The organism is Brenneria roseae subsp. americana, from assembly GCF_003115815.1.
Lineage (GTDB): Bacteria > Pseudomonadota > Gammaproteobacteria > Enterobacterales > Enterobacteriaceae > Brenneria > Brenneria roseae.
In genome coordinates this window covers 45564-65792 of record NZ_QDKJ01000006.1, presented here as the reverse complement: position 1 = coordinate 65792, position 20229 = coordinate 45564, and the positions used below count along the sequence as shown (strand labels likewise).

23 protein-coding genes are annotated in these 20229 nt (G+C 49.6%); 12 read left to right on the top strand and 11 right to left on the bottom strand.

Translation table 11 applies throughout. The features are described 5' to 3' along the window. Positions 1-224 precede the first annotated feature (224 nt). Positions 225-509 (top strand): YciI family protein, encoded by a 285-nt coding sequence (locus B4923_RS09240; protein WP_109054064.1) that lies wholly within the window; start codon positions 225-227, stop codon positions 507-509. A gap of 81 nt (positions 510-590) precedes the next feature. Here the strand turns inward: B4923_RS09240 and B4923_RS09235 are convergent, their stop codons facing one another. Continuing rightward, entirely contained in the window at positions 591-857 is a 267-nt protein-coding gene (locus B4923_RS09235; protein WP_109054063.1) for a YjbD family protein, read from the bottom strand. Between the two features lie 358 nt (positions 858-1215). Here B4923_RS09235 and B4923_RS09230 point away from each other — a divergent pair, with 358 nt between their 5' ends. From B4923_RS09230 to B4923_RS09220, 3 genes are all read left to right on the top strand, one after another. Continuing rightward, positions 1216-1611: a cytochrome b562 gene (locus B4923_RS09230; protein WP_109054062.1), complete on the top strand. Its 396-nt coding sequence runs from the start codon at positions 1216-1218 to the stop codon at positions 1609-1611. Between the two features lie 183 nt (positions 1612-1794). After that, on the top strand, positions 1795-2064 hold the full coding sequence (locus B4923_RS09225; RefSeq protein ID WP_109054061.1) for a CopG family ribbon-helix-helix protein: 270 nt from the start codon (positions 1795-1797) through the stop codon (positions 2062-2064). Continuing rightward, on the top strand, positions 2064-2342 hold the full coding sequence (locus B4923_RS09220) for a type II toxin-antitoxin system RelE/ParE family toxin (RefSeq protein ID WP_109054060.1): 279 nt from the start codon (positions 2064-2066) through the stop codon (positions 2340-2342). Before B4923_RS09225 ends, B4923_RS09220 begins: the two co-directional genes overlap by 1 nt. Before the next feature lie 235 nt (positions 2343-2577). On the opposite strand, the gene B4923_RS09215 is transcribed toward B4923_RS09220, so the two are convergent. After that, the gene (locus tag B4923_RS09215) at positions 2578-3846 is read right to left on the bottom strand and encodes a type II toxin-antitoxin system HipA family toxin (protein ID WP_109054059.1); all 1269 of its coding nucleotides are present in this window, start codon (positions 3844-3846) and stop codon (positions 2578-2580) included. Next, positions 3839-4153: a helix-turn-helix domain-containing protein gene (locus B4923_RS09210; protein WP_109054058.1), complete on the bottom strand. Its 315-nt coding sequence runs from the start codon at positions 4151-4153 to the stop codon at positions 3839-3841. Before B4923_RS09210 ends, B4923_RS09215 begins: the two co-directional genes overlap by 8 nt. Before the next feature lie 292 nt (positions 4154-4445). Here B4923_RS09210 and B4923_RS09205 point away from each other — a divergent pair, with 292 nt between their 5' ends. Both B4923_RS09205 and B4923_RS09200 read left to right on the top strand, forming a co-directional pair. Next, a complete protein-coding gene (locus B4923_RS09205; protein ID WP_109054057.1) occupies positions 4446-5072 on the top strand; it encodes a YbhB/YbcL family Raf kinase inhibitor-like protein in 627 nt (208 codons plus the stop codon). 29 nt (positions 5073-5101) lie between these two features. Further along, positions 5102-5944, top strand: coding sequence for a helix-turn-helix transcriptional regulator (locus tag B4923_RS09200; protein ID WP_109054056.1), 843 nt, complete (start codon positions 5102-5104; stop codon positions 5942-5944). Between the two features lie 29 nt (positions 5945-5973). On the opposite strand, the gene B4923_RS09195 is transcribed toward B4923_RS09200, so the two are convergent. Both B4923_RS09195 and pdxK read right to left on the bottom strand, forming a co-directional pair. After that, a complete protein-coding gene (locus B4923_RS09195) occupies positions 5974-7689 on the bottom strand; it encodes a tannase/feruloyl esterase family alpha/beta hydrolase (protein WP_211313936.1) in 1716 nt (571 codons plus the stop codon). Positions 7690-7767: 78 nt separating this feature from the next. Then, positions 7768-8628: a pyridoxine/pyridoxal/pyridoxamine kinase gene (gene pdxK, locus B4923_RS09190; protein WP_425428609.1), complete on the bottom strand. Its 861-nt coding sequence runs from the start codon at positions 8626-8628 to the stop codon at positions 7768-7770. A gap of 308 nt (positions 8629-8936) precedes the next feature. Between pdxK and B4923_RS09185 the strand changes: the two genes are divergently transcribed. From B4923_RS09185 to ydfG, 3 genes are all read left to right on the top strand, one after another. Then, complete coding sequence (locus tag B4923_RS09185; RefSeq protein WP_109054055.1) at positions 8937-9782, top strand: mannosyl-3-phosphoglycerate phosphatase-related protein; 846 nt, start codon at positions 8937-8939, stop codon at positions 9780-9782. Positions 9783-9804: 22 nt separating this feature from the next. Continuing rightward, the gene (locus B4923_RS09180; RefSeq protein WP_109054054.1) at positions 9805-11022 is read left to right on the top strand and encodes a glycosyltransferase family protein; all 1218 of its coding nucleotides are present in this window, start codon (positions 9805-9807) and stop codon (positions 11020-11022) included. 148 nt (positions 11023-11170) lie between these two features. Continuing rightward, positions 11171-11920: a bifunctional NADP-dependent 3-hydroxy acid dehydrogenase/3-hydroxypropionate dehydrogenase YdfG gene (gene ydfG, locus B4923_RS09175; RefSeq protein WP_109054053.1), complete on the top strand. Its 750-nt coding sequence runs from the start codon at positions 11171-11173 to the stop codon at positions 11918-11920. A gap of 68 nt (positions 11921-11988) precedes the next feature. On the opposite strand, the gene map is transcribed toward ydfG, so the two are convergent. After that, complete coding sequence (gene map / locus B4923_RS09170; protein ID WP_109054052.1) at positions 11989-12762, bottom strand: type I methionyl aminopeptidase; 774 nt, start codon at positions 12760-12762, stop codon at positions 11989-11991. 13 nt (positions 12763-12775) lie between these two features. Next, on the bottom strand, positions 12776-12961 hold the full coding sequence (locus tag B4923_RS09165) for a ParD-like family protein (protein ID WP_109054051.1): 186 nt from the start codon (positions 12959-12961) through the stop codon (positions 12776-12778). A 199-nt stretch (positions 12962-13160) separates the two neighbouring features. On the opposite strand from B4923_RS09165, the gene B4923_RS09160 reads away from it, so the two are divergent. Both B4923_RS09160 and B4923_RS09155 read left to right on the top strand, forming a co-directional pair. Continuing rightward, positions 13161-13511 carry a DUF1283 family protein gene (locus tag B4923_RS09160; protein ID WP_109054050.1) on the top strand — a complete coding sequence of 117 codons (351 nt, stop codon included), beginning with the start codon at positions 13161-13163 and terminating at the stop codon, positions 13509-13511. 98 nt (positions 13512-13609) lie between these two features. Further along, positions 13610-13900, top strand: coding sequence for a DUF1161 domain-containing protein (locus B4923_RS09155; protein ID WP_109054049.1), 291 nt, complete (start codon positions 13610-13612; stop codon positions 13898-13900). An 85-nt stretch (positions 13901-13985) separates the two neighbouring features. On the opposite strand, the gene B4923_RS09150 is transcribed toward B4923_RS09155, so the two are convergent. The 4 genes from B4923_RS09150 to B4923_RS09135 all read right to left on the bottom strand — a co-directional run bounded on the left by B4923_RS09150 (position 13986) and on the right by B4923_RS09135 (position 18781). Then, positions 13986-15473, bottom strand: coding sequence for an MDR family MFS transporter (locus tag B4923_RS09150; protein ID WP_109054048.1), 1488 nt, complete (start codon positions 15471-15473; stop codon positions 13986-13988). Between the two features lie 129 nt (positions 15474-15602). Then, complete coding sequence (bioD, locus tag B4923_RS09145) at positions 15603-16268, bottom strand: dethiobiotin synthase (RefSeq protein WP_109054047.1); 666 nt, start codon at positions 16266-16268, stop codon at positions 15603-15605. Between the two features lie 184 nt (positions 16269-16452). Next, positions 16453-17670 (bottom strand): sugar metabolism global transcriptional regulator Mlc, encoded by a 1218-nt coding sequence (mlc, locus tag B4923_RS09140; protein ID WP_109054046.1) that lies wholly within the window; start codon positions 17668-17670, stop codon positions 16453-16455. Between the two features lie 214 nt (positions 17671-17884). Next, complete coding sequence (locus tag B4923_RS09135; protein WP_109054045.1) at positions 17885-18781, bottom strand: LysR family transcriptional regulator; 897 nt, start codon at positions 18779-18781, stop codon at positions 17885-17887. 112 nt (positions 18782-18893) lie between these two features. Here B4923_RS09135 and B4923_RS09130 point away from each other — a divergent pair, with 112 nt between their 5' ends. Further along, on the top strand, positions 18894-20153 hold the full coding sequence (locus B4923_RS09130; protein WP_425428607.1) for an MFS transporter: 1260 nt from the start codon (positions 18894-18896) through the stop codon (positions 20151-20153). Positions 20154-20229 lie beyond the last annotated feature (76 nt).

The window sequence follows — 20229 nt, the reverse complement described above, 5'->3', positions numbered from 1 at the left end:
AAGGCAGAAAATAGAGTGTAATCTGCGACAGGGTATACTGTAGTGCTAATGATGGCGAATCAAACGCTTAAAGAAGTGACAAAACTAACAAATATTTAAGCCATAGACGGTGCGCAAACCGGGGAGACAGGAGAAAAAACCGCGGTTGCTTAGCTTGATGGATGAAGATAGCCTTAAATAATCCCATGTGAATAAATCAGTTGTCGCCAAGAAAAGGATGAATAATGTTTATCGTTAGTCTGACATACAATAAACCGATTGAAGAGGTTGAAGCCCATCTGGAAGGCCATATCGAGTGGCTGAAAAGGCATTATGCACAAGGTATATTCGTTGCGTCCGGTAGAAAAATACCGCGAACGGGCGGGGTGATTTTCGCAAAAACCATGGATCGCCAATCGCTTGAATCAGTTCTGGCTGAGGACCCGTTCAATGCGGTTGCTGATTACGAAATCATAGAATTTGCGCCATCCATGACCACTGATGCCCTTGATGTATTAAAAAGCATTTAACGCTTTGCTAAATGGCAGGATCGCAGCCTGCCATCTTATTTTCTATGCGACCAGCTCATACGCAGAGGTTAGTTATTTTGTTTAACGTCGCCCCCGAAGATTGGTATTGGCAGACCATTCATACGTTGCTGTAACATCCGGTTTAAACTTGTTCTTTTTCTTTTCTGCCCGGACTTTCTTGGCCGCCGCCTCGCGTTCCTTCGTTAAGGTATCAATGTAATCGTCTTTGATATGGTTATTTTCGGAATTAGTCAGCGGGCGACCGAGCTTCTTTCTTTCCTGATCGAGTAAAGTTTTTAACTGTCGTTGCTCACTTTCGGTCATATCTTTCTGAGTTAATCGGGGCATCGCGGTTTTCCTGACAGGGGAAGATATTTCATTGTAGAGGAAAAGGGCAGTTGGGTCATGAAATACGTGTTTGCAGAAGCGCTGTGGCAATATCAATGTTAATAATATGTTGCAATATTTGCGCTGTTAATGAAAATTTAAGCGCTAAGATAGTTAAAAAATATTTAACATCGGCTATGAAAGCACAATAGAATCAAACTGGCGTCATCGCAACGCGATAGTGGTTAAATGGAAGCGAGTATTCAGGGTTATCTCTAACAATAGCAACGTTGGGCCGATCGTCGCGTGGCGATCGGAAGAATGAATCAAATGTTCTAAGTGTATGTCGTGCTTTGAAAAATAAACTGGGAGTTCACCGATGAATAGAATAACCAAGGCCTGCTTTTCTGTGCTATTGGCCGGTAGTTTAATGATGCCGGTTTTAGCAAATGCAACTGCGGCAGCGGATATGAGAGCCATGCAGCAGAGTTATATCAGCGCCAGTAAAGCAGATGATGCTGCAACGCTGAAAGCCGCGTTGACTACGTTCCGTGAAAACGTAACCAGCGCTAAAACACAGATACCCCCTGATTTTGCCAACCAATCCGCAGATGACCCTGATAGAAAAGCCTATGTTGAGGGTCTGGATAAAGTCCTGCAAAAAATCGACGATGCATTGACATTAGCCGATGAAGGTAAACTGAAAGAAGCCAAGGCCTCGATTTCCGATATTGCCTTGCTGAGGAATGAATACCATAAGAAACTGAGAGGCTAAGTTAGCCGCTATCCGGTTAGTCATGCTGTTTACCGTTTCCAGAGGCCGTCTGTATCAGCGTTTAGCGCTGCGGATGGCCTTTTTTGTCGCAGCATCCTCATCTATATGGCTTTTATATTCGTGATTCTACCATTTATCTGCGTTGTGCTACCATGTACATACAGCGTAACGACGAGGTGATACATGACACAAGTAACCCTGAATTTACGAATCGATGCCGAACTGAAGGCCGATTTTCTGGAAGCAGCAAAGGCAATGGATCGCAATGGCTCACAGCTCATCCGCGACTTCATGCGCGAGACTGTTCAGCGCCAGCATGATGCATGGTTCCGGGAGCAGGTACAGGCCGGGATTGCCCAGGCGAATCGTGGAGAAGTTCTCTCTGGTGAATCAGTAGAAGCATCAGCAGTTGCGTGGCGCGAACAAGCAACGAAGAGACTGGCTGATAAGTAATGGAAATTCTATGGACGCAATTAGCCAGTCAGGACCGGCGTAAGATTCGGGAATACATTGCAAAAAACAATCTTCGCGCGGCCATTGAGCTTGACGAACGGATCAGCAGCATGGCCGCCAGTCTGACCGACCAACCGTTGAAGGCTCGTAATGGCCGAGTGACTGGCACGAGAGAGCTGGTTATCCATCCTCATTTCATTCTGATTTATCGTGTTGAGAATGAATCGGGGGAGATAGAGATTATTCGCATACTTCATACTGCTCAAAAGTGGCCTTAATCAATGTATCTGTATTTTTTCCTCTAAGGTTGATGGCGCCAAAAAGGAGTGATGGTTGATTACAACAACAAATCCACTGGGGAAACGCCAGTTTCTCGCCCATCCTTGTCTTGGTTCGTATAATGTATATTATGTTAAATTAACTCTATCGTACATCAAGCGCAAATGGTTGGTGTAAGTTAACCCTTCTCTTTTAGTACTTGATGATCGTTATGTTTTGCGGATTTCTTAGTCGTCATGCCTTCAAGCGACTGATATTTCCATCAATTTGCTTTTGTATATAATTCAGCGTATCGGCGGTGATTTGCTTTGGATACTTCTCAATGGCAATCTCACTGAACTTCGCGGCAACGTCGCAAATGTTTTCTATGATCTCCACGACTTTCGCAGGTGATAATTCCGCCTCCTGTTCGCCCAGCGCCTGGAGATGCTTTCTCTCAATATCTAATGCCTCACCCATGACATCCATCTGGTGATAGCCGCCGGGTCCGTCGCAATACGTCACATCATAGGCTGGCGCCAGAGTCCATTGTCCTTCTGCGGACATTAAGTAAGCGAAGTTTTTAGGATGGTCATCCCGGTTGTTGAACGCCACATTAAAAACAACACGTTCAAAGGCGAACGCTTTTTCCCTGACATCATTGGTGCACATTTGCGTGGCACGTAAAAAACTCCGGTAATCAAGTGAACCCGGGACCTGATAGTTCGCTCCGGTGAATGCGGCCAAACTCTGCATCGGGATACGTATCCCCCGCTCACGATCAAATCGTCGGGTAGCGAATGCCGCTTTCCCTTCCGGCAGTTCAAAATAGGCTATATCTGGTGTCTGAATACCACATATCCGCAAGCATGCCGAGTATACGGCCTCAATGGCGCAGACTTCAGCGTGTTCCCGTCGGGCCGGGAATTTGATAAGCCAGCTTTCCGCTCCCGGTAAAGGGGATGTGGTGAATTTAAACGTGACAGGGTCACAATATAACAACGCCTTAGGCCGTGCGCCCTGCGGCGAACCGCCCATCTGCAATAGCTTTTGCAGAAACTCCCCGCCTTCCCCGCTCAACACCTCCTGAATTTCCGATGCCAGTTGAACAAGTGGGATCTCTTCTTGCGAGGTGGTCTCTGCATCGGCCTGTACAGGCTGGAATGTCATCGCGCCCATTGCATTACTGCCTACCCAGGTGAGTCGTTCCAGAGGGCCAATACGGGCAGCGTTTAACCCCCTTCGCTTGAATAAGCGATCCATGAGCAGCATCCCCCAGCCATCGGGTAAAGAGTCATAGACTGGGCCGGGAAGGTTTAACTGATGGGCCGGAAAATCCCTGCGTAATCGTGGTCCATCAAGCGGTAATGTCAACCTGGATAGCTCAAGCCCCTTGAGTACGGCTTCTTCACTGTATTCAAAGGCGATCATTGGTCGCCCCGTAAGCGCCGTCGAGGATACCAGCTTGCCCCAAAGCCATCTTTCACCCCATCCTTCATAAAAGACGTCTATTTGTTCAGGCATCGCTATTCTTCCTTTTTACGCGCTGACGCATTGCGCTCTTCTCATAACGTAAAATATCAGCCAGGCTATCAATCTTAGGTTTAAACAGATCTTTCAATGCCTCGCCATGCCCCAGTACTACTGCAACTCTGACCAGATTTTCGAAGCCCACATTTCTGCCTGCTTCAAGATTCGATACCGTATTGACACCTACCCCTGCACGGGCAGCCACATCAGCCTGAGTCATCTGTTTTGCCAAGCGTTCTTTGCGTAATCGATCACATAGAAGCGTGACAATCTCTGCGGGAGTGCTAAGGTTTAAATCCATAATATTATATCTTATCTAAATTTTTATCACATAATACCCTATATTATAGAGTTAAGCTGAGGGAGAAGCAAAACTGGCAAGCACAACATTTGACGCCTCTCTTTTCTCGCGTTATGCCACAAAAGTCACACCGATAGGTGCATTAATCACTTTTCATATCATTTTGATGGAATATGTGATTAATATGATTGGATAAGTTATTTTCCTGATCCGGTAACCCTTTATACTCACGCTGGTAGAGGGCCAGATACCCTCACCTCACATGATTTTTCTAACCTATGAAGGATTCCCAATGAAATTGACCAGCCAAAACTTTGAACAGGGTTCGCCCATTCCCGGTGAGTTTGCCTTTGCCGTTCAAGATACGGAAAATCATCTGGCGTTATCCAGCAATAAAAATCCGCATTTAGCCTGGAGCGACGTTCCGGCCGATACTCAGTCGTTTGTATTATTGTGTCTGGATCCGCATGCGCCAAGCACCCTTGATGATGTCAATCAGGAAGGGAAAGAAGTATCAGCGTCATTGCCTCGTGTTAATTTTTTCCACTGGGTGCTGGTAGATATTCCGGCGCAGATTCGTGAGATTGCTGAAGGCCGCCACAGCGATGGCATTACTCCCCGAGGAAAACCGTCATTGCCTGTGGAGGACGGAATGCGCCATGGCCTTAATGACTATACCGCCTGGTTCAAAGGCGATGAGCAAATGAGCGGCGATTATTACGGTTACGATGGCCCATGTCCTCCATGGAACGATGCCATCGCGCATCACTACACTTTTACACTCTACGCGCTTGATATTCCACGTTTGGATCTGCACGATAAACTCGATGGTCCGGCAGTATTATCGGCAATCACTGGCCATATTCTGGCGGAAGCGAGTTTGACTGGAACTTACAGCCTAAATCCCAACGTGCGTTAAGACATTTATTTCGTTTGCCGGGAAAGCCGATGAAACATGACATCCGTGATGTTACCCACACTCTGCTGCCCTCTCAATTGCCGGTAGATCACTGCCGGCTCTATTCGATGGCTCAACCTTACCTGCGACATCCGCATCAGGTCGCCGGTTTCCGCTTTTTTGAAGCGACGCTGCTGTTGGTAAAATCGGGACAATTGAGCCTCTGCCACGATCGGTCATTTATGCAATTGGATAACGCAGAACACATTATACTGGTTGCCCAGCATACCCTTGCCAATATAAGTAAAACCCCCGATGCGGTAAGTGGTTCATTTCAGTCGTTATACCTGAGCTTTTCACCCGAACTCAATGCCGCATTTTATCGCGATCATGCGCAATTTTTTACCACGCTGCCGCCTCTTAGCGGCGTTAAAATACTGTCGTTGGACAGTGAATTGCGGGACACGCTGGATTATTGTTTGCGGGGGCTTAGCATTGAGTCGTCCAGTTACTCAGTGCAACAACATCGTTTAAGTGGCGTGCTGATCGCATTGGCCGAACGTGGGATCGTCTTTATGCCGCGCGCCTCAGCCCCCCTCGGCGACCGTTTGACCGCGTTGCTGACCGCCTCGCCGGCGTTCGCCTGGACAGCGGCGAATGCCGGCCAGCAACTTGGAATGAGTGAAGCGACATTAAGGCGACGTTTAGCGGAGGAACAGACCCAATTTCGCACATTGTTGCAGGATATCCGCATGCACCATGCGATGACACTGCTGCAAACTACGCGCTGGAGCCTTTCTCAAATCGCCGATGCCTGTGGTTATCGCGCCGCTTCCCGTTTCTCATTGCGCTTTAAACAACGCTTCGGCTGTTCCCCCGCTGATATCCGTTGATATTCAGATATGCAGGAATTCCGCAGACATTACTGTGGTGTATAAGGTTGATAGAAATCTTTTCCCATCCACTCATAGCCGTCGGGGACATTTTTTAGCCGTACCGGATGATAACTGGTTGCCTGCTGTGGGTCGCCGTGACCATTATAAACCGCGATACTGGGGTAAGGATAAACAGGACGGGATGCAGTCTGTGGCGGCACCGTTTCCAGTTTGATCTGATTGGCGTTTTTATTCCCGGCCTGCGGTTGACCGAAGTCATTATTACTCTGTGGTGCGGCCTGTCGGGTGATGATGTTCTGCGGTGCGACGCCCTCTTCAACCCACGCCATCATTGGCGTCAGAAAATCGACCAGACTCGGACCTTCACCGTCGGAACAGTGGTACATTCCCGGCAGCAGATACAAACGCTCAAAGCTATCGCGTTGGGATGCGCCCAGCTGTTGCCCCACCGCCTGGTGATAAGCAATGGAGTTGATCGGAGAAATATGCGGATCAGCCAGACCATGCCAGATAATCAGTTTGCCGCCGGCCTGTGAAAAAGCCGAAAGATCCGGGTTGGTGGCGTCATAAAGCGGGTGGCGCGCACGCAGTTTCTGGAACGTGTCGGCGTTAAACGCCAGATCGTTTAGCGTAAAGCTTTCCGGTGGATTAGTGGCAAAATGCATATATTTCAGCGTCGGCAGCGCGATGATCTTGCTGAAAATCGGCTCATCCGCCGTGCGAGGAATAAAGACCCCTGCCCAGGCCAGCTCAGAACCCGGCAGCGGCCCGCTGATGATCAGTTTTTCACCACTGACAGGGTCGCGCGGGCCATCATAGATCCGTGTCAATGTAGTCGTTTCTGCGCTGGATAAACAATCTGCCTGCGGTGTGTCCGGCGCAGTTTTGCACTGCAAGACTTGCGGATTAAAGTGGCAGCTTTGCGGGTCGCTAATCAATCCGTCTTTTTGCCCGTCCAGTTCGTCACACTGCGCGATAACCGCTTTGTGGATCAATGGCAGCCGTGAGGTGGTCAGAACTGCCTTACCATCGGGCCCGGTGTTGGAAACGGCCAGCCATGAATGGTATAGCCCATTTTGCACCTGAAAATTCATCGCCGCCGCACCGGCGATAATCCCGTTAAAATCGTGCGGAAAACGTTGCGCCGCAATCAGCGCCTCACGTCCGCCATCGGAACAGCCATTGAAATAGCTCCATTGAACAGGCTGGCCATACAATGTTTTTATTAGTAATTTAGCCAGTTCAGCCGTTAGATGCTGTGAACGCCAGGCAAAATCCTCGCGTTTTTGCGCATCTTTGCCAAAATCCATCTCCTGGGCAGGATGCCCCATATCAGTGGCGGCCAGCACGAATTCACTGTTGTTGAGTGGCATGCAGCCCGCTGCTGCGCCGATACTGAGATTAATGTTTCCACACAATCCGCCACAGCCAATCTGCATGTAACGCCCCTGCCAGGTGTTGATTGGCAGCAGGGTTTTCACCTGAATGGTTGGCGCCAGTTGGCTATCCACCACGCAAAACGCCTGACCATTGATAGTCTCCTCCTGTGCGCTAAGTACGTGGCTGCCTTTGCCGCCAAGCGAAGTTAGATCAACCGTCGCCAGCGCCGAGCAATCGATCACCGGTTTTATCGCCGGCTGCGGTGTTGGCTGTCCATCTTGCGCCAGCGCTAACGGAGCAGACAGTAGCGTTACCGTGGCGAACAGTAGACCCGAGACCATCGTTCTGATGTGATATTGCATAATTTCTCCTTAATCATGTCTGGTTATCTGTTGAAATCAGAGACGTTTACTGCAAGCAGCAGTACTGCCGATGCCACATTAAATTGAGGCAATACACAGCTCTTCGCTTTCCGCCAACTGTGTTTTCAATACGGATTGCTCTACCTGATGGCTGGCACGCTCCGTGGCTTCCGCCAACGGATAGCCTTTTAAAAGCCACGCGGTTAACTCTGCGCAAAACAGATCTCCCGTCCCCTTTGGTGAGATAGGCAATCTGGCATGGTTGATGACAACCGCATCATTTCTGGTAACACAAATGACCTGGATGTTTTTTGTATCCGATGTTCCCGCCGCACTGGTTACCACCACCCATTCGATATGTCCCTGAAGCAAGGTTCTGGCCGCGGTGACGGTGTCTTCCGCACTGTGAATCACCCTTCCACACAGACATTCCAACTCAAATGCGTTTGGCGTGAGTCCGGTTGCCATCGGCAGTAAATACCGGCGGTAATATTCGTTGATCTCCTCGCTGACGTAGTAACCGCAGTCGGTATCGCCCATCACCGGATCAAGAATAATCCGGATGTCTTGTTTAATATCGCGAACGATTTTTAGCCATTCTGCAAGCGGTTGCACCAGTGTCGGCGAGCCGATATATCCAATGACAATGGCTCTGACATGTTTCAGTCCATCTCTTTCGAGCAACCCTTTAAGGAAACCTTCAAACCACTCAACGGGCACTTTACCGCCATAGCAGGTTGGATAATGGGGCGTATTGCTCAGTATTACGGTGGGAACGAATGAAACCCGTAATCCATGCTGCATCAACGCGGGAACCGCGATACTGTTTCCCACACAGCCATAAATGACCTGTGATTGAATTGATATAACGTCATATTTTGCTGGTCCGGCGTGATAGCCGCGGTGAGCGGGATTTGGGGTTATTGGTACGTGTTTCAATGTGATTCCTTATTCATTGCTGTGACTTTCAACAGTCAATAAGTGAGTTCACCACATTTTTTCCCGTGCTGTGTAGCATTTTATTTGTTCTCAGAACGGAAATTTCCTTTCTTGCTGCAAACGCGGAACCGGAGTATGTCAATTTGCGTAAATGATGATTTCTGCGTACAGTTAAGTGCAGCGATTTACATCACACTTTATCCGCATTATCAGGTTGATATCTCAGCCAACTGTGAATCAACGACTCAACACAGCCTTGTACACCCATCGTTATCATCTGTTTATTTCCGATAAATTAGGGGGAGCCGATGCCAGCATTGAGCGCTAATCTGATAATTTTCAGCGATCTTGATGGCTCGCTGCTGGATCACGATACCTACAGTTGGGAACCTGCGCGCCCGTGGCTCGCTCGCCTGGCCCGGTTGGGGATTCCCCTCATTATTACTACCAGTAAAACCGCTGCGGAAGTTGAACAACTGCAAGACGAGCTGGGGTTAAGCCACTTTCCTTATATTGCAGAAAATGGCGCGCTGATTGCGTTACCAGCACCGTGGCACACACACCCGGATTATCCCCGCAAGATTTTTGACGCTGACTACCCTTCCATTTGCGCCCGGCTTCGCCAATTACGCGACCAAGAGTCTTTTCAATTTAAAGGTTTTGCTGACATGGATAATCAGGAGGTTGCCAGTGTGACCGGGCTTTCACTGCAAAACGCTGAACTGGCCCGTCGGCGAGAAGCCTCGGAACCATTGCTGTGGCTGGACGATGCCACGGCATTAACCCGTTTTCGTCGGCGCCTGGCTGAATATGCGCTGTCTCTGACGCAAGGCGGCCGCTTTTATCATGTGATGGGATCGGGTGTCAGTAAGGGATTTGCAGCCAACTGGATAAAAACACAGTATTGCGAGAAATACGAGACCAAAGTGATCACCGTCGGTCTTGGCGACGGGCCGAATGATGTCTCTTTGTTAAACGCCATGGATCATGCCGTATTAATTAAAAGTAAAGGAAATCAGGTCGTTGAACTATCTGAACATTATGTTGGCAAACTATATCGCACGCAGGCCATGGGGCCTGTGGGTTGGTGTGAAGGATTGACGCACTTCATTGGAGCAGGTCTTTCACCGATGAACCCGGCGCATAAAACATAAACGCAACCTGCGGGAGAATGCGATGAGTGAATTTTATCAGGATGGAATCATTACCAATTTCCACAATCTGACCCAACGCAAACTGGAAGAGCTGGAATATGAGCTACAGGTATTTTCCGGGCAAAACAGCATGGGGTTGATTCTCCCTTCGCTCTATTCCGAGCTGGAAGGGCCTGCGTTGAATAACATCGTCGAGCTGCTGTCTCAGGTAAGCTATCTGGGCGAGATCGTAATCGGCCTCGATCGTGCCGATCGGGAACAATTTCAATATGCCCGCGAATTCTTTTCCCGACTGCCGCAGCGTCATCGTATTTTATGGAATGACGGACCGCGTCTGAAAGCGCTCAGTGAGGAACTGGCGGAAAGATCGCTGGCCCCGATGGAACCGGGTAAAGGCCGCAACGTGTGGTTTTGTGTCGGTTATACGCTGGCCTCACGACGAACGTCCTGTGTGGCGCTGCATGATTGTGACATTGTCACGTATACCCGGAGCATGTTGGCGCGTTTGCTCTATCCGGTAGCCAATCCGCATTTCCACTATGATTTCTGTAAAGGCTATTACGCCCGGGTGGCGGATGGCAAATTCAATGGGCGCGTGGGTCGTTTGCTGGTCTTTCCGCTGCTGAAATCGTTGCAAAAGGTTTATGGCAATTCGGACTATCTGGATTATATGCGGAGTTATCGTTATCCCTTGTCGGGGGAATTTGCGATGCGCACCCATATTTTAAATAACCTGCGCATTCCCAGCGACTGGGGGTTGGAGATTGGCGTGCTATCGGAAATACACCGGGGAACGGCGACCAGTCGAATTTGCCAGGTTGATATTGCCGATAACTATGACCATAAACATCAGCCGATGTCGGAAAATGATCCCAGTTCCGGTCTACAGCGTATGGCGACCGATATCACCAAGGCGTTGTATCGCAAATTGGCGATACTCGGCGTGAATATTACGACGGATTCGTTCCGGGTATTGCGCGCGACTTATTACCGTACCGCTCTCGATATGATTGATGCGTTTGAGCATGATGCCCGCATGAATGGGCTGCATTTCGATCGGCATACTGAAGAGTCTGCCGTTGAGTTGTTCTCGGATGTCATCACCCTTTCCGGGCAGGTTTACACCGAAAGTCCGGGGGATAAACCATTCGTGCCAAGCTGGAACCGGGTGCAATCAGCCTTGCCCGATATTCTTGAGCGATTGTATAGCGCAGTGGAAGCTGATAATCAGGACGACTGATCCTGTTCTTGACCCATCGTGAATTGCGCGGCTAAATGAGATTACGTCTTTTGTTAATCTGTATGGATATCAGTTCGTTCTTGCGGCGCAGGCTTCTGCGTTCACGCTCTTTAATTGAAAACCATGAACATCGTCAGAGGAAAATAACATGATTATTTTGGTTACCGGCGCCACCGCCGGGTTTGGTGAGTCAATTACCCGTAAATTTATTAAAGAAGGCCATCAGGTTATCGCAACCGGTCGTCGTCAGGAACGTCTGGACGCACTGAAAGCGGAACTGGGGGACGCGCTGTATACGTTAAAACTGGATGTTCGCGAGCGGAAAACGATCGAACAGGCGATCGCATCCCTGCCCGCCGAGTGGCGTTCTATTGATGTACTGGTGAATAACGCCGGTCTGGCGCTGGGATTGGAACCGGCTTACAAAGCCTCGCTGAATGACTGGGAAACCATGATTGACACCAATAACAAGGGACTGGTGTTCATGACTCGCACGCTACTGCCGGCGATGGTTGACCGTAACGTCGGGCACATTATCAATATCGGCTCCACGGCGGGGAACTGGCCTTACGCGGGGGGTAATGTCTATGGCGCAAGCAAGGCGTTCGTTCAGCAATTCAGCCTGGGTTTGCGGGCGGATCTATTCGGTACGCGGGTCCGCGTTACCAATATCGAGCCCGGTCTGGTAGGCGGTACAGAGTTCTCTGCGGTGCGTTTTAAAGGAAACGACGATAAAGCCAGCAAGATCTATGACAACACCACCCCCCTGACGGCCGAGGATGTTTCTGAGGCCGTATTCTGGGTCGCAACGCTACCCGCCCACGTCAACATTAATACGCTGGAAATGATGCCGGTCAGCCAGTCTTTCGCGGGTCTGAACGTGTATCGCGAAAGTTAATCGCAGCTGTTTTGAGTGATAGTCCTACTCGATGAATTAGGAGGCGGCCCGAAGGGTCGCCTTTTTAATTAGACGCTTTCGTCATTTCGCAGGGTTAACACTTCATAACCGTCGGCCGTTACCGCGATGGTGTGTTCCCACTGCGCGGACAGTTTCTTATCACGGGTAACCACCGTCCAGCCGTCGCGTTTAAGCTTAATTTTCGCGGAGCCTTGATTAATCATCGGTTCAATCGTAAATGTCATGCCTTCCTGTAATACAACCCCCGATCTGGGGGAACCATAATGTAACACCTGTGGTTCCTCGTGCATCTCCCGGCCTATACCGTGGCCGCAGTATTCTTTAACCACGGAATAGCCTTGTGCTTCAGCAAACTTTTGAATGGCATGACCAACATCGCCCAATGTTGCTCCCGGTTTAACTACGCGAATGCCCTGCCACATTGCCTGATAGGTATTTTCAACCAGTCGTTTTGCCAGTGGCGAAACCTCGCCAATCATATACATTTTACTTGAGTCTGCGATAAATCCGTTTTTCTCAAGCGTAATATCCACATTTATAATGTCGCCTGATTTCAAAAAATGTGTCGTCGAAGGCATGCCATGGCATACCACGTCATTGACAGACGTATTGAGCACATAGGGAAAATCATACTGTCCTTTACTGGCGGGTCTCGCATTGAGCGTATTCGTAATGAAATCTTCAACTAATTCGTTGATTTTCATTGTTGAAATACCGACCCGGATAAAATCGTCCAAATAGGTAAAAACTGAGCTCAGTAATTTGCCTGATTCACGCATCAGCGCCAGTTCATCACTGTTCTTCAGTACTATCGTATTCATTGTTAACCTCATTTTACTCAGCTGAAGCCTGCTTCAGCTGTTCACGCAAAATTTCGATATAGGTCATATTGGGATTCTTTTCAGCCAACATGCCGATTTTTATCCAAAATTCAGCTTGAGCATTGATAGAACGCACCATTGTTGCGCTGGCTTTGCGGATTTCTTCATGTAGTTCATCACTAATTTTTACAATACCCATAACGATCTCGATATATGAAACATATATGTATCGTATATTTTATTGGGTGTTATTCCGGACGGCAAGCGCTAACCGACCGCGCTACTGAATGCGGTATCCGGTTATAGTGCTGTTGAGGCGAAAAATGGTAAGCTACACTTTGTGTCATAGTGGTTGTCGTGGCGTTTGTATTAATTATTTGTTCTGTCAAGGTGGAAACATGAACCAACATTCTTTTGCTTCTCTGATCCGGGCCTTGATCCCGCTCTCTCTGGTTGTGGTGGCTGCGGTCTGGCACCCCACCGCGCTGGCAGACACTCGCCATGTTGTGATTGAGTCTGGCGACAGCGCCTTATCCAAGGAAGCCGCTCGTCAAAGCAGTGAACAATGGGATTCAACCCGTTCCCTGCGCAATAAAGTCAATTCTCGTGTTGAAAAAGAATTCGATAAAGTTGAAAAGGCGGTCGATGGTCGTGAGAAATGTAACGCCAGCTATAACGTGAATGCTTATTGGGAAGCGAATACCGACCGTTGCCTCGACCGTCGTACTGGCCGTCCGGTCGCTCCCTGATTTTTAGTCTACTCTTTTATAGCAATCGTCATCCGCCTGGTGTGTATAAAACACCGGGCGACTGGCAGGATTTATAATCCAAATAATAGGGTGACATTATGAAAAAAAGCATCATTTTGGGCGCGGCTTTATGTATCATCGCTCCTCTGGCTGTGCAAGCGTCCTGTGAAAGTGTCAAAGCTGACATATCACAGAAGATCATCAATAACGGTGTGCCAGAATCCGGTTTTTCGCTGGAAATAGTGCCAAACGATCAGGTGAATCAGGTCGGTGGTCAGGTGGTCGGCCATTGTGAGAATGATTCACAGAAGATTGTTTATATCCGCCATATTGATGGAGACAGCGTATCCACTCCATCGGAAAGTGAAAGTCAACCATCGACGCAGTAACGTTCTCTGGTTCCCTGCTTAAAGGCGCGATTCCCGCGCCTTTATTCTCTGCTTATTCTGATTTCAGATAATCCTGAGTCACATGCTATTTTCTCACTGCTTCCTGACGCCCCGGTCGTTGACTGGCGGGGATCATGCAGGCCGAAAATAATGTAATGACGGCTATCAGCGCCGAAACGACAAAAACCCAGTGAATAGATGCCGATACCTGCCAGGAGATCAAATGGAGCTGCTCGGCGCTCATCGTATTTCGACTATGGACATCCATCAGCGTTTGTAGCGGATCGTCCAGCGTTGGCAAACGCCAGTGCAGGTTTATGTTGAGCGTAGCGCCAAGAATGGCGGTTCCCAGCGCAGACCCCAGCATTCGGGTGAACATGGTTGATGCTGTCGCAATGCCGCGAATGGAGTAGTCTACGGCGTTTTGTACCGAGACCAAAAAGGTGGTATTGCATAATCCCATGCCTGCGCCGATAAGAAACGCCGCGACCCGCGCCCAGTTCAGATTGCTGGCTTGATCGAGCGTCAACAGCGTCAGACTGCCGGTAATAATCAGAATGCTTCCGCATACGGCGGTAAACCGATAGGACGTGCACAACATCAGGCGTCCACTCAGCGCGCTGGCCAGCGGCCAGCCAATAGACATCAATGCCAAAATGCTGCCTGCTTCCAGCGGCGTTTTGCCCATCACGCCTTGTATAAAGGTTGGCAAAAAAGCGCTGACGCCCATCATCGCGGCGCCGATAACCAACCCACCGAGATTACCCGCAATGATGACCTTATTACGCCATAGCGCCAGAGGGAAAAGTGGCTCCGGCGTGCTCGTTTCCTGTTTAAACAGTAAAACGCCGCCAACCAGTGCCATGATCAATAGAGGGATAACCCAAAGTCCAAACACTTCAGCCTGAAGTAATGCCATTAACAAGCTGGCGACAGTAATGGCAAGATAAAATGCGCCAGCCCAATCCAACTGATGAGGCCGTTTGTGATTAACCGTCGGCAGATAGCGCGCCAGTAAGAAAATGGAGAATAAGCCGATGGGCACATTAACCCAAAAAACCAGCGCCCAGTTGAAATGTTGAACGATAAAGGCCCCCAGCAGCGGCCCCGCAATGGCGGACACCCCCCAGACACTGGAAAGATAACCCTGTATTTTGGGCCGTTCCGTACTGCTGTACACATCTGCGACAATAGTAAAAGCAATCGGGGTGATTGCGCCCGCGCCCAGCCCCTGAATGGTACGAAACAGAATCAGCCATCCCATATGGGTAGAAAAACCGCACAGCACCGACCCCAGCAGAAACGTAATGGTACCAATGAAAAAAATACGTTTGCGACCAAAAAGATCGGCCAGTCGGCCGTAGATCGGAATACTGATGGCCTGCGTCAGCAAATAACCGGCGAAAACCCATCCCAGCAGGGAGAACCCACCGAGATCCGCAATAATGGTCGGCAATGCGGTTGCAACGATAGTGACTTCAATGGCTGCCGTGAACATGGCCAGCATGCAGGCAATCAATATCCAGTGACGATGCGGAACCGGGGGATGCTCAAAGTTATGTGCGGTTTTCATTACATTTTCTATGAGGGAAAAAAGTCTGTTTTTGAGTATATCAGGTGTTACCCGGCAGGGGCAGGCATCACGTAAACCTCACTATTCTGATTTTAAGCGTTCCAATGCGGGAAACAGTAAGGTCGGCGTTTAATTTGTTACGGCGGAGAGATCGATATAGGTGGATAAATCCCGTTGTTCTGCCCGGGGCAGATAAGGTAACTCACCCAATTGTGGCGCAGGAATCTTTTTACGTAGTACCGTTATGATTTCCGCATAGTTTGCCAATCCGGGGTTAATACGGTTGGCAACCCAACCAACCAGCGGCAAACCGTCGTTAAGGATGGCCTGAGCGGTTAGCAACGCGTGGCTTATGCACCCCAGTTTGATACCGACAACCAACACGACGGGGAGTTGCTCCTGAATGACCCACTCGGAATAGGGCCGCAGATCGTTCATTAACGTACGCCATCCGCCGCTGCCTTCCACGACAACTACGTCGGCATTTTCTCCCAGATACTGTAGCCCCTGGGTCATGGCGCTGTAATTGATCGGGTGTGCGCTGGCGCTGATTTCATCTTCCGGCAGAGCGATAGGATTCACCTGCTCATAGGCTAATTCAAGAGTAGAGGCCGCCAACAGCAGCTGTGCATCGTGATTCCGCAGCCCGTCTTCTGTTTCCTGGCACCCTTTCGCTATTGGTTTATAGCCCGCAACGGATTTGCCACTCATTGCCAGTTTTTGCAATAACGCTCTGGAAACCACCGTTTTACCGACGGCGGTATCAGTACCTGTGACAAAAATACGTTTCAACATGAGATAGACTCCGGGCCACCTGAAAAATAACAACCACAGCAAAATGCTTTCCAACCGTGAAAGTCTAGGCGATGCACCGTTCAGGCAGCTTGCGTTAGCTCAATGTTTTGTTTCTCAGGACATCCGCCCCGGAAAGATAGAAATAAGCGGAAGTTTAAAACAGACGATCGGGCGGCAATATATTTTAGCCCTGCAACAGTTTCACCAAAAGCGAACCGTTATACAAAGCGTCTTTCACTAATGCGGCGCCGGGCATCGTCCCTTGATTATAAAACTGGGTCGCTTCTACCTGAATGTTGTGACTGTATGGCGGGAAAGACTGCTGATGAATACAGCCCATAATCGCCGGATATAAAATACTGGACGCCTTATTAAGCGGAGAGCCGACCAGAATCTTATCCGGATTAAACAAATTCACCATGATAGCGACAATTCGGCCTACGTTATTCCCCACATCGTGAATGATATCCTTTGCCAGCGCATCGCCTTTGAGCGCTGCGGCGCACAGGCTGTCTACCGTAAGTGGAGAACCGTGCAGAATAGAACTCATGGAAGCGTTCATCCGCTGCTGGGCCAGTTCCAACATGTTTTCCGTACTGGCAACGGTTTCGAGGCAGCCATGGTTGCCGCAATAGCAGCGTTTGCCATAAGGATCGACCTGCGTATGGCCGATTTCAACCAGATTGCGGCTGCCTGCATGCAGAATGCGTCCGCCGGTAATCACGCCAGCCCCCACGTTGTGATCGATAACAATCTGAATGACATTCTGAGAACCACGGGAGGCGCCATATAACGCTTCCGCCATTGTCCAGGCGCAGATGTCATGTTGCAGATAAACCGGTAGCCCGGTGCGCTGTTCCAGCGCAGGACCAATAGCCATCTCTTCGACATCATAAAACGGCATGCGGTGAATAATACCGGTTGTGGCATCAATAATACCCGGCGCCGTAATGGCGATAGCGGTCAACCGCTCCAGTCGTTTTTGATGGCGGATGAAGAACTTGTCAATTTCATTCAAAATGCGATCGAGTAACGGCTGAGAATGTTCGGCAGGAAGTGGAACGTCGTCCTCAACCACCAGTTTGCTGCTCAAATCACGCAGGGCCAGCGTCATTGAGTTGTGGCTGATGCGAGCGGAAAGGAAATGCCATGCCTGAGTATCAAGGATCACCCCGATGGCCGGACGCCCCCTGCTGCCGATATCCTGATATTCCGTTTCCTGAACCAGATGGGCTTCCAGCAGTTCGCGTACGATTTTGGTGATACTGGCGGGCGCCAGTTGAGCACGTTTAGACAGTTCAATACGTGATATCGGGCCATACTTGTCGATCAGTCGGTATACCGCCCCGGCATTCATTTGTTTAATTTGATCGATGTGACCTGGTTGACCATCGGCAATCACAAAGCTGGCTCCTACTCTTCATTGCTGATACTGCGGCTGGGAATCTGTTTTTCTACTGCACTGACTGTTAAATGTTACGACTGTATTCGCTGTCGCTGTGCCATATACTATTTTTCACGCTGCAAAATAAAAAAACTGAGGATATGGTGGGGCTTTTCACTAAAGCCGTCAAATATTTGATTCGTTATGTGATTTAACGCACATATTGAATTTGCTACCGCCCCAGCATAAGCCCGATCAATGTCTGTGCAGCGGCGCTCAGTGGACGATGCCGGGCCGTAACCAGCCACACCTGCGTCGTGGCATCGCTTTCGGCCAGCGATAAATACTTCACGCCATCAACGCGGATCCGGATAAAAGAGGCAGGTAATATGGAAACGCCGAGACCAGACGAAACCAACCCGACAATCGTCATTGCCTCCCCCACCTCCTGCGTAATGTACGGACTGATGCCGTATCTCTTTAGCAATGTCAGTATTTCATCGTAAAGCGCGGTTCCCACCGCCCGGGAGAAAAAGACAAAAGGCTCTTGCGCCAGTTGTTTGATGCTAATGGCGCCGCCTGTGGCGTGCTTGGCGAGCGGATGCTCTTCATGAACAACCGCAACCAACGCCTCATGCAGCAACAGCTGATGCTCAAGCGCATCAGGCAAGGGGTTATTGCGCATGACCCCCAGATCGAGCTTACCGTTCAACAGCGGTTCGATTTGCTGTTTCGTGTTCAGCTCCATCATCTGAATATGTACTTCCGGGTAGGTCTGCCGAAAACGCAGCAAACTGCGCGACACTTTTTTGATAAACGGAGCGGACGAGGTAAACCCGATCGTCAGTTCTCCGATTTCACCTCGTTGAATACGTGATGCGCGTTCCGCTGCCTGATCAACCTGGCCAATGATAGCCCAGGCTTCTTTCAGAAACATGGCGCCTGCCGGCGTCAATTGTACATTTCGGTTATTACGTTCCAGCAGTCTGGCGCCGACCTGCTCTTCCAGAATCTGAATTTGCTGGCTAAGCGGTGGCTGTGAGATGTTCAGCCTTTCGGCGGCACGCCCGAAATGCAGTTCTTCTGCGACCGCAATGAAGTAGCGAAGATGTCGAAGTTCGATATTCATATTTCAGACGTCTTAATTATAACTATTAATATATTATACAAAATAATATCACTCTTCTATGATCCCAGCATCTCCTCTGGCTGTTATTTACCTTGTAGGGTAAGGATTTATCTTGAGTATCCTGTCATCTTCCGCGACCGTCTCTGTTATTGATGATGCGGAAGATCTTCCAAACGTTCCAAATTCAAACGGCAAAGCCCCCTACATCAAACGCGGCACCCCGCAGTTTATGCGAGTGACGCTGGCGTTGTTCTCCGCCGGTCTTGCAACATTTGCCCTGCTCTACTGCGTACAGCCTTTGTTGCCTGTACTCTCGCACGATTTCTCCATTTCACCGGCAACCAGCAGCCTGGCGCTTTCGGTCTCTACCGTGATGTTGGCCATTGGTTTGTTGTTTACCGGCCCCTTGTCTGACACTATCGGGCGTAAAAACGTTATGGTCGTGTCGCTGATGCTTGCCGCTATTTGCACGCTGATTTGTGCGTTCATGACCAGTTGGCATGCGGTTCTGATCATGCGGGCGATGATCGGATTATCGCTCAGTGGCGTTGCGGCGGTTGCCATGAGCTATCTGAGCGAAGAGATTCATCCCAGCGTGTTAGCGTTCTCGATGGGGTTGTATATCAGCGGTAACTCAATTGGCGGGATGAGTGGCCGTCTGGTCAGCGGTGTTCTGAGTGACTATTTCGCCTGGCGAATTGCCATTGGCGCGATTGGCGTGCTGGCGCTGATAGCGGCACTGACTTTCTGGCGCATTTTGCCTGAGTCGCGCCATTTCAGAGCCGGGTCACTGCGCCCCAAGACTCTGCTATTGAATGTAAAACTGCATTGGCATGATGCGGGATTACCGCTGCTGTTTTTACAGGGTTTCTTGCTGATGGGGACGTTTGTTACCCTGTTCAACTATATCGGCTATCGATTGCTGGCAGCACCGTATTTGCTCAGTCAGGCGGTTGTGGGATTACTGTCCATCGTCTACCTTACTGGCAGCTATAGTTCCCCCAAAGCAGGCGCATTAACCTATCGTTTCGGGCGCGGTCCGGTATTGAGTATTTCCATTCTTTTGATGCTGATCGGTTTGGGATTTATTGCCCTGAACGGTCTGGCCTTTATTTTTGGCGGGATGATGCTGTTTACTGCGGGATTCTTTGCCGCTCACTCCGTGACCAGCAGTTGGGTTGGTCAACGGGCGCGTCGGGCAAAAGGTCAGGCGTCGTCCATGTATCTGTTTTCCTATTATGTGGGTTCCAGTCTTGCCGGTACTCTAGGTGGCGTGTTCTGGCATTCGTTCGGTTGGTCTGGCATTACCGTCTTTTTAGGTTTGTTGCTATTACTCTCCCTGCTGATCAGTTTTCGATTGAAACAACTTTAAATCAAGTCTTGTCACGGCTCCCGCCGTGACAAGGGCATCTCCCTCTTCCGATCCTCATTCTCTGATAGGCCAGAAG

Excerpts from the sequence above, each read along its gene's own strand:
- B4923_RS09185 (WP_109054055.1), top strand. The coding sequence starts at position 8,937 with ATGCCAGCATTGAGCGCTAATCTGATAATTTTCAGCGATCTTGATGGC.
- B4923_RS09220 (WP_109054060.1), top strand. The coding sequence starts at position 2,064 with ATGGAAATTCTATGGACGCAATTAGCCAGTCAGGACCGGCGTAAGATT.
- ydfG (WP_109054053.1), top strand. The coding sequence starts at position 11,171 with ATGATTATTTTGGTTACCGGCGCCACCGCCGGGTTTGGTGAGTCAATT.
- B4923_RS09210 (WP_109054058.1), bottom strand. The coding sequence starts at position 4,153 with ATGGATTTAAACCTTAGCACTCCCGCAGAGATTGTCACGCTTCTATGT.
- B4923_RS09135 (WP_109054045.1), bottom strand. The coding sequence starts at position 18,781 with ATGAATATCGAACTTCGACATCTTCGCTACTTCATTGCGGTCGCAGAA.
- B4923_RS09205 (WP_109054057.1), top strand. The coding sequence starts at position 4,446 with ATGAAATTGACCAGCCAAAACTTTGAACAGGGTTCGCCCATTCCCGGT.
- B4923_RS09160 (WP_109054050.1), top strand. The coding sequence starts at position 13,161 with ATGAACCAACATTCTTTTGCTTCTCTGATCCGGGCCTTGATCCCGCTC.
- B4923_RS09180 (WP_109054054.1), top strand. The coding sequence starts at position 9,805 with ATGAGTGAATTTTATCAGGATGGAATCATTACCAATTTCCACAATCTG.
- B4923_RS09230 (WP_109054062.1), top strand. The coding sequence starts at position 1,216 with ATGAATAGAATAACCAAGGCCTGCTTTTCTGTGCTATTGGCCGGTAGT.
- B4923_RS09200 (WP_109054056.1), top strand. The coding sequence starts at position 5,102 with ATGAAACATGACATCCGTGATGTTACCCACACTCTGCTGCCCTCTCAA.
- B4923_RS09165 (WP_109054051.1), bottom strand. The coding sequence starts at position 12,961 with ATGGGTATTGTAAAAATTAGTGATGAACTACATGAAGAAATCCGCAAA.
- B4923_RS09215 (WP_109054059.1), bottom strand. The coding sequence starts at position 3,846 with ATGCCTGAACAAATAGACGTCTTTTATGAAGGATGGGGTGAAAGATGG.
- B4923_RS09225 (WP_109054061.1), top strand. The coding sequence starts at position 1,795 with ATGACACAAGTAACCCTGAATTTACGAATCGATGCCGAACTGAAGGCC.
- B4923_RS09155 (WP_109054049.1), top strand. The coding sequence starts at position 13,610 with ATGAAAAAAAGCATCATTTTGGGCGCGGCTTTATGTATCATCGCTCCT.
- B4923_RS09195 (WP_211313936.1), bottom strand. The coding sequence starts at position 7,689 with ATGCAATATCACATCAGAACGATGGTCTCGGGTCTACTGTTCGCCACG.
- B4923_RS09240 (WP_109054064.1), top strand. The coding sequence starts at position 225 with ATGTTTATCGTTAGTCTGACATACAATAAACCGATTGAAGAGGTTGAA.
- bioD (WP_109054047.1), bottom strand. The coding sequence starts at position 16,268 with ATGTTGAAACGTATTTTTGTCACAGGTACTGATACCGCCGTCGGTAAA.
- B4923_RS09150 (WP_109054048.1), bottom strand. The coding sequence starts at position 15,473 with ATGAAAACCGCACATAACTTTGAGCATCCCCCGGTTCCGCATCGTCAC.
- B4923_RS09235 (WP_109054063.1), bottom strand. The coding sequence starts at position 857 with ATGCCCCGATTAACTCAGAAAGATATGACCGAAAGTGAGCAACGACAG.
- map (WP_109054052.1), bottom strand. The coding sequence starts at position 12,762 with ATGAATACGATAGTACTGAAGAACAGTGATGAACTGGCGCTGATGCGT.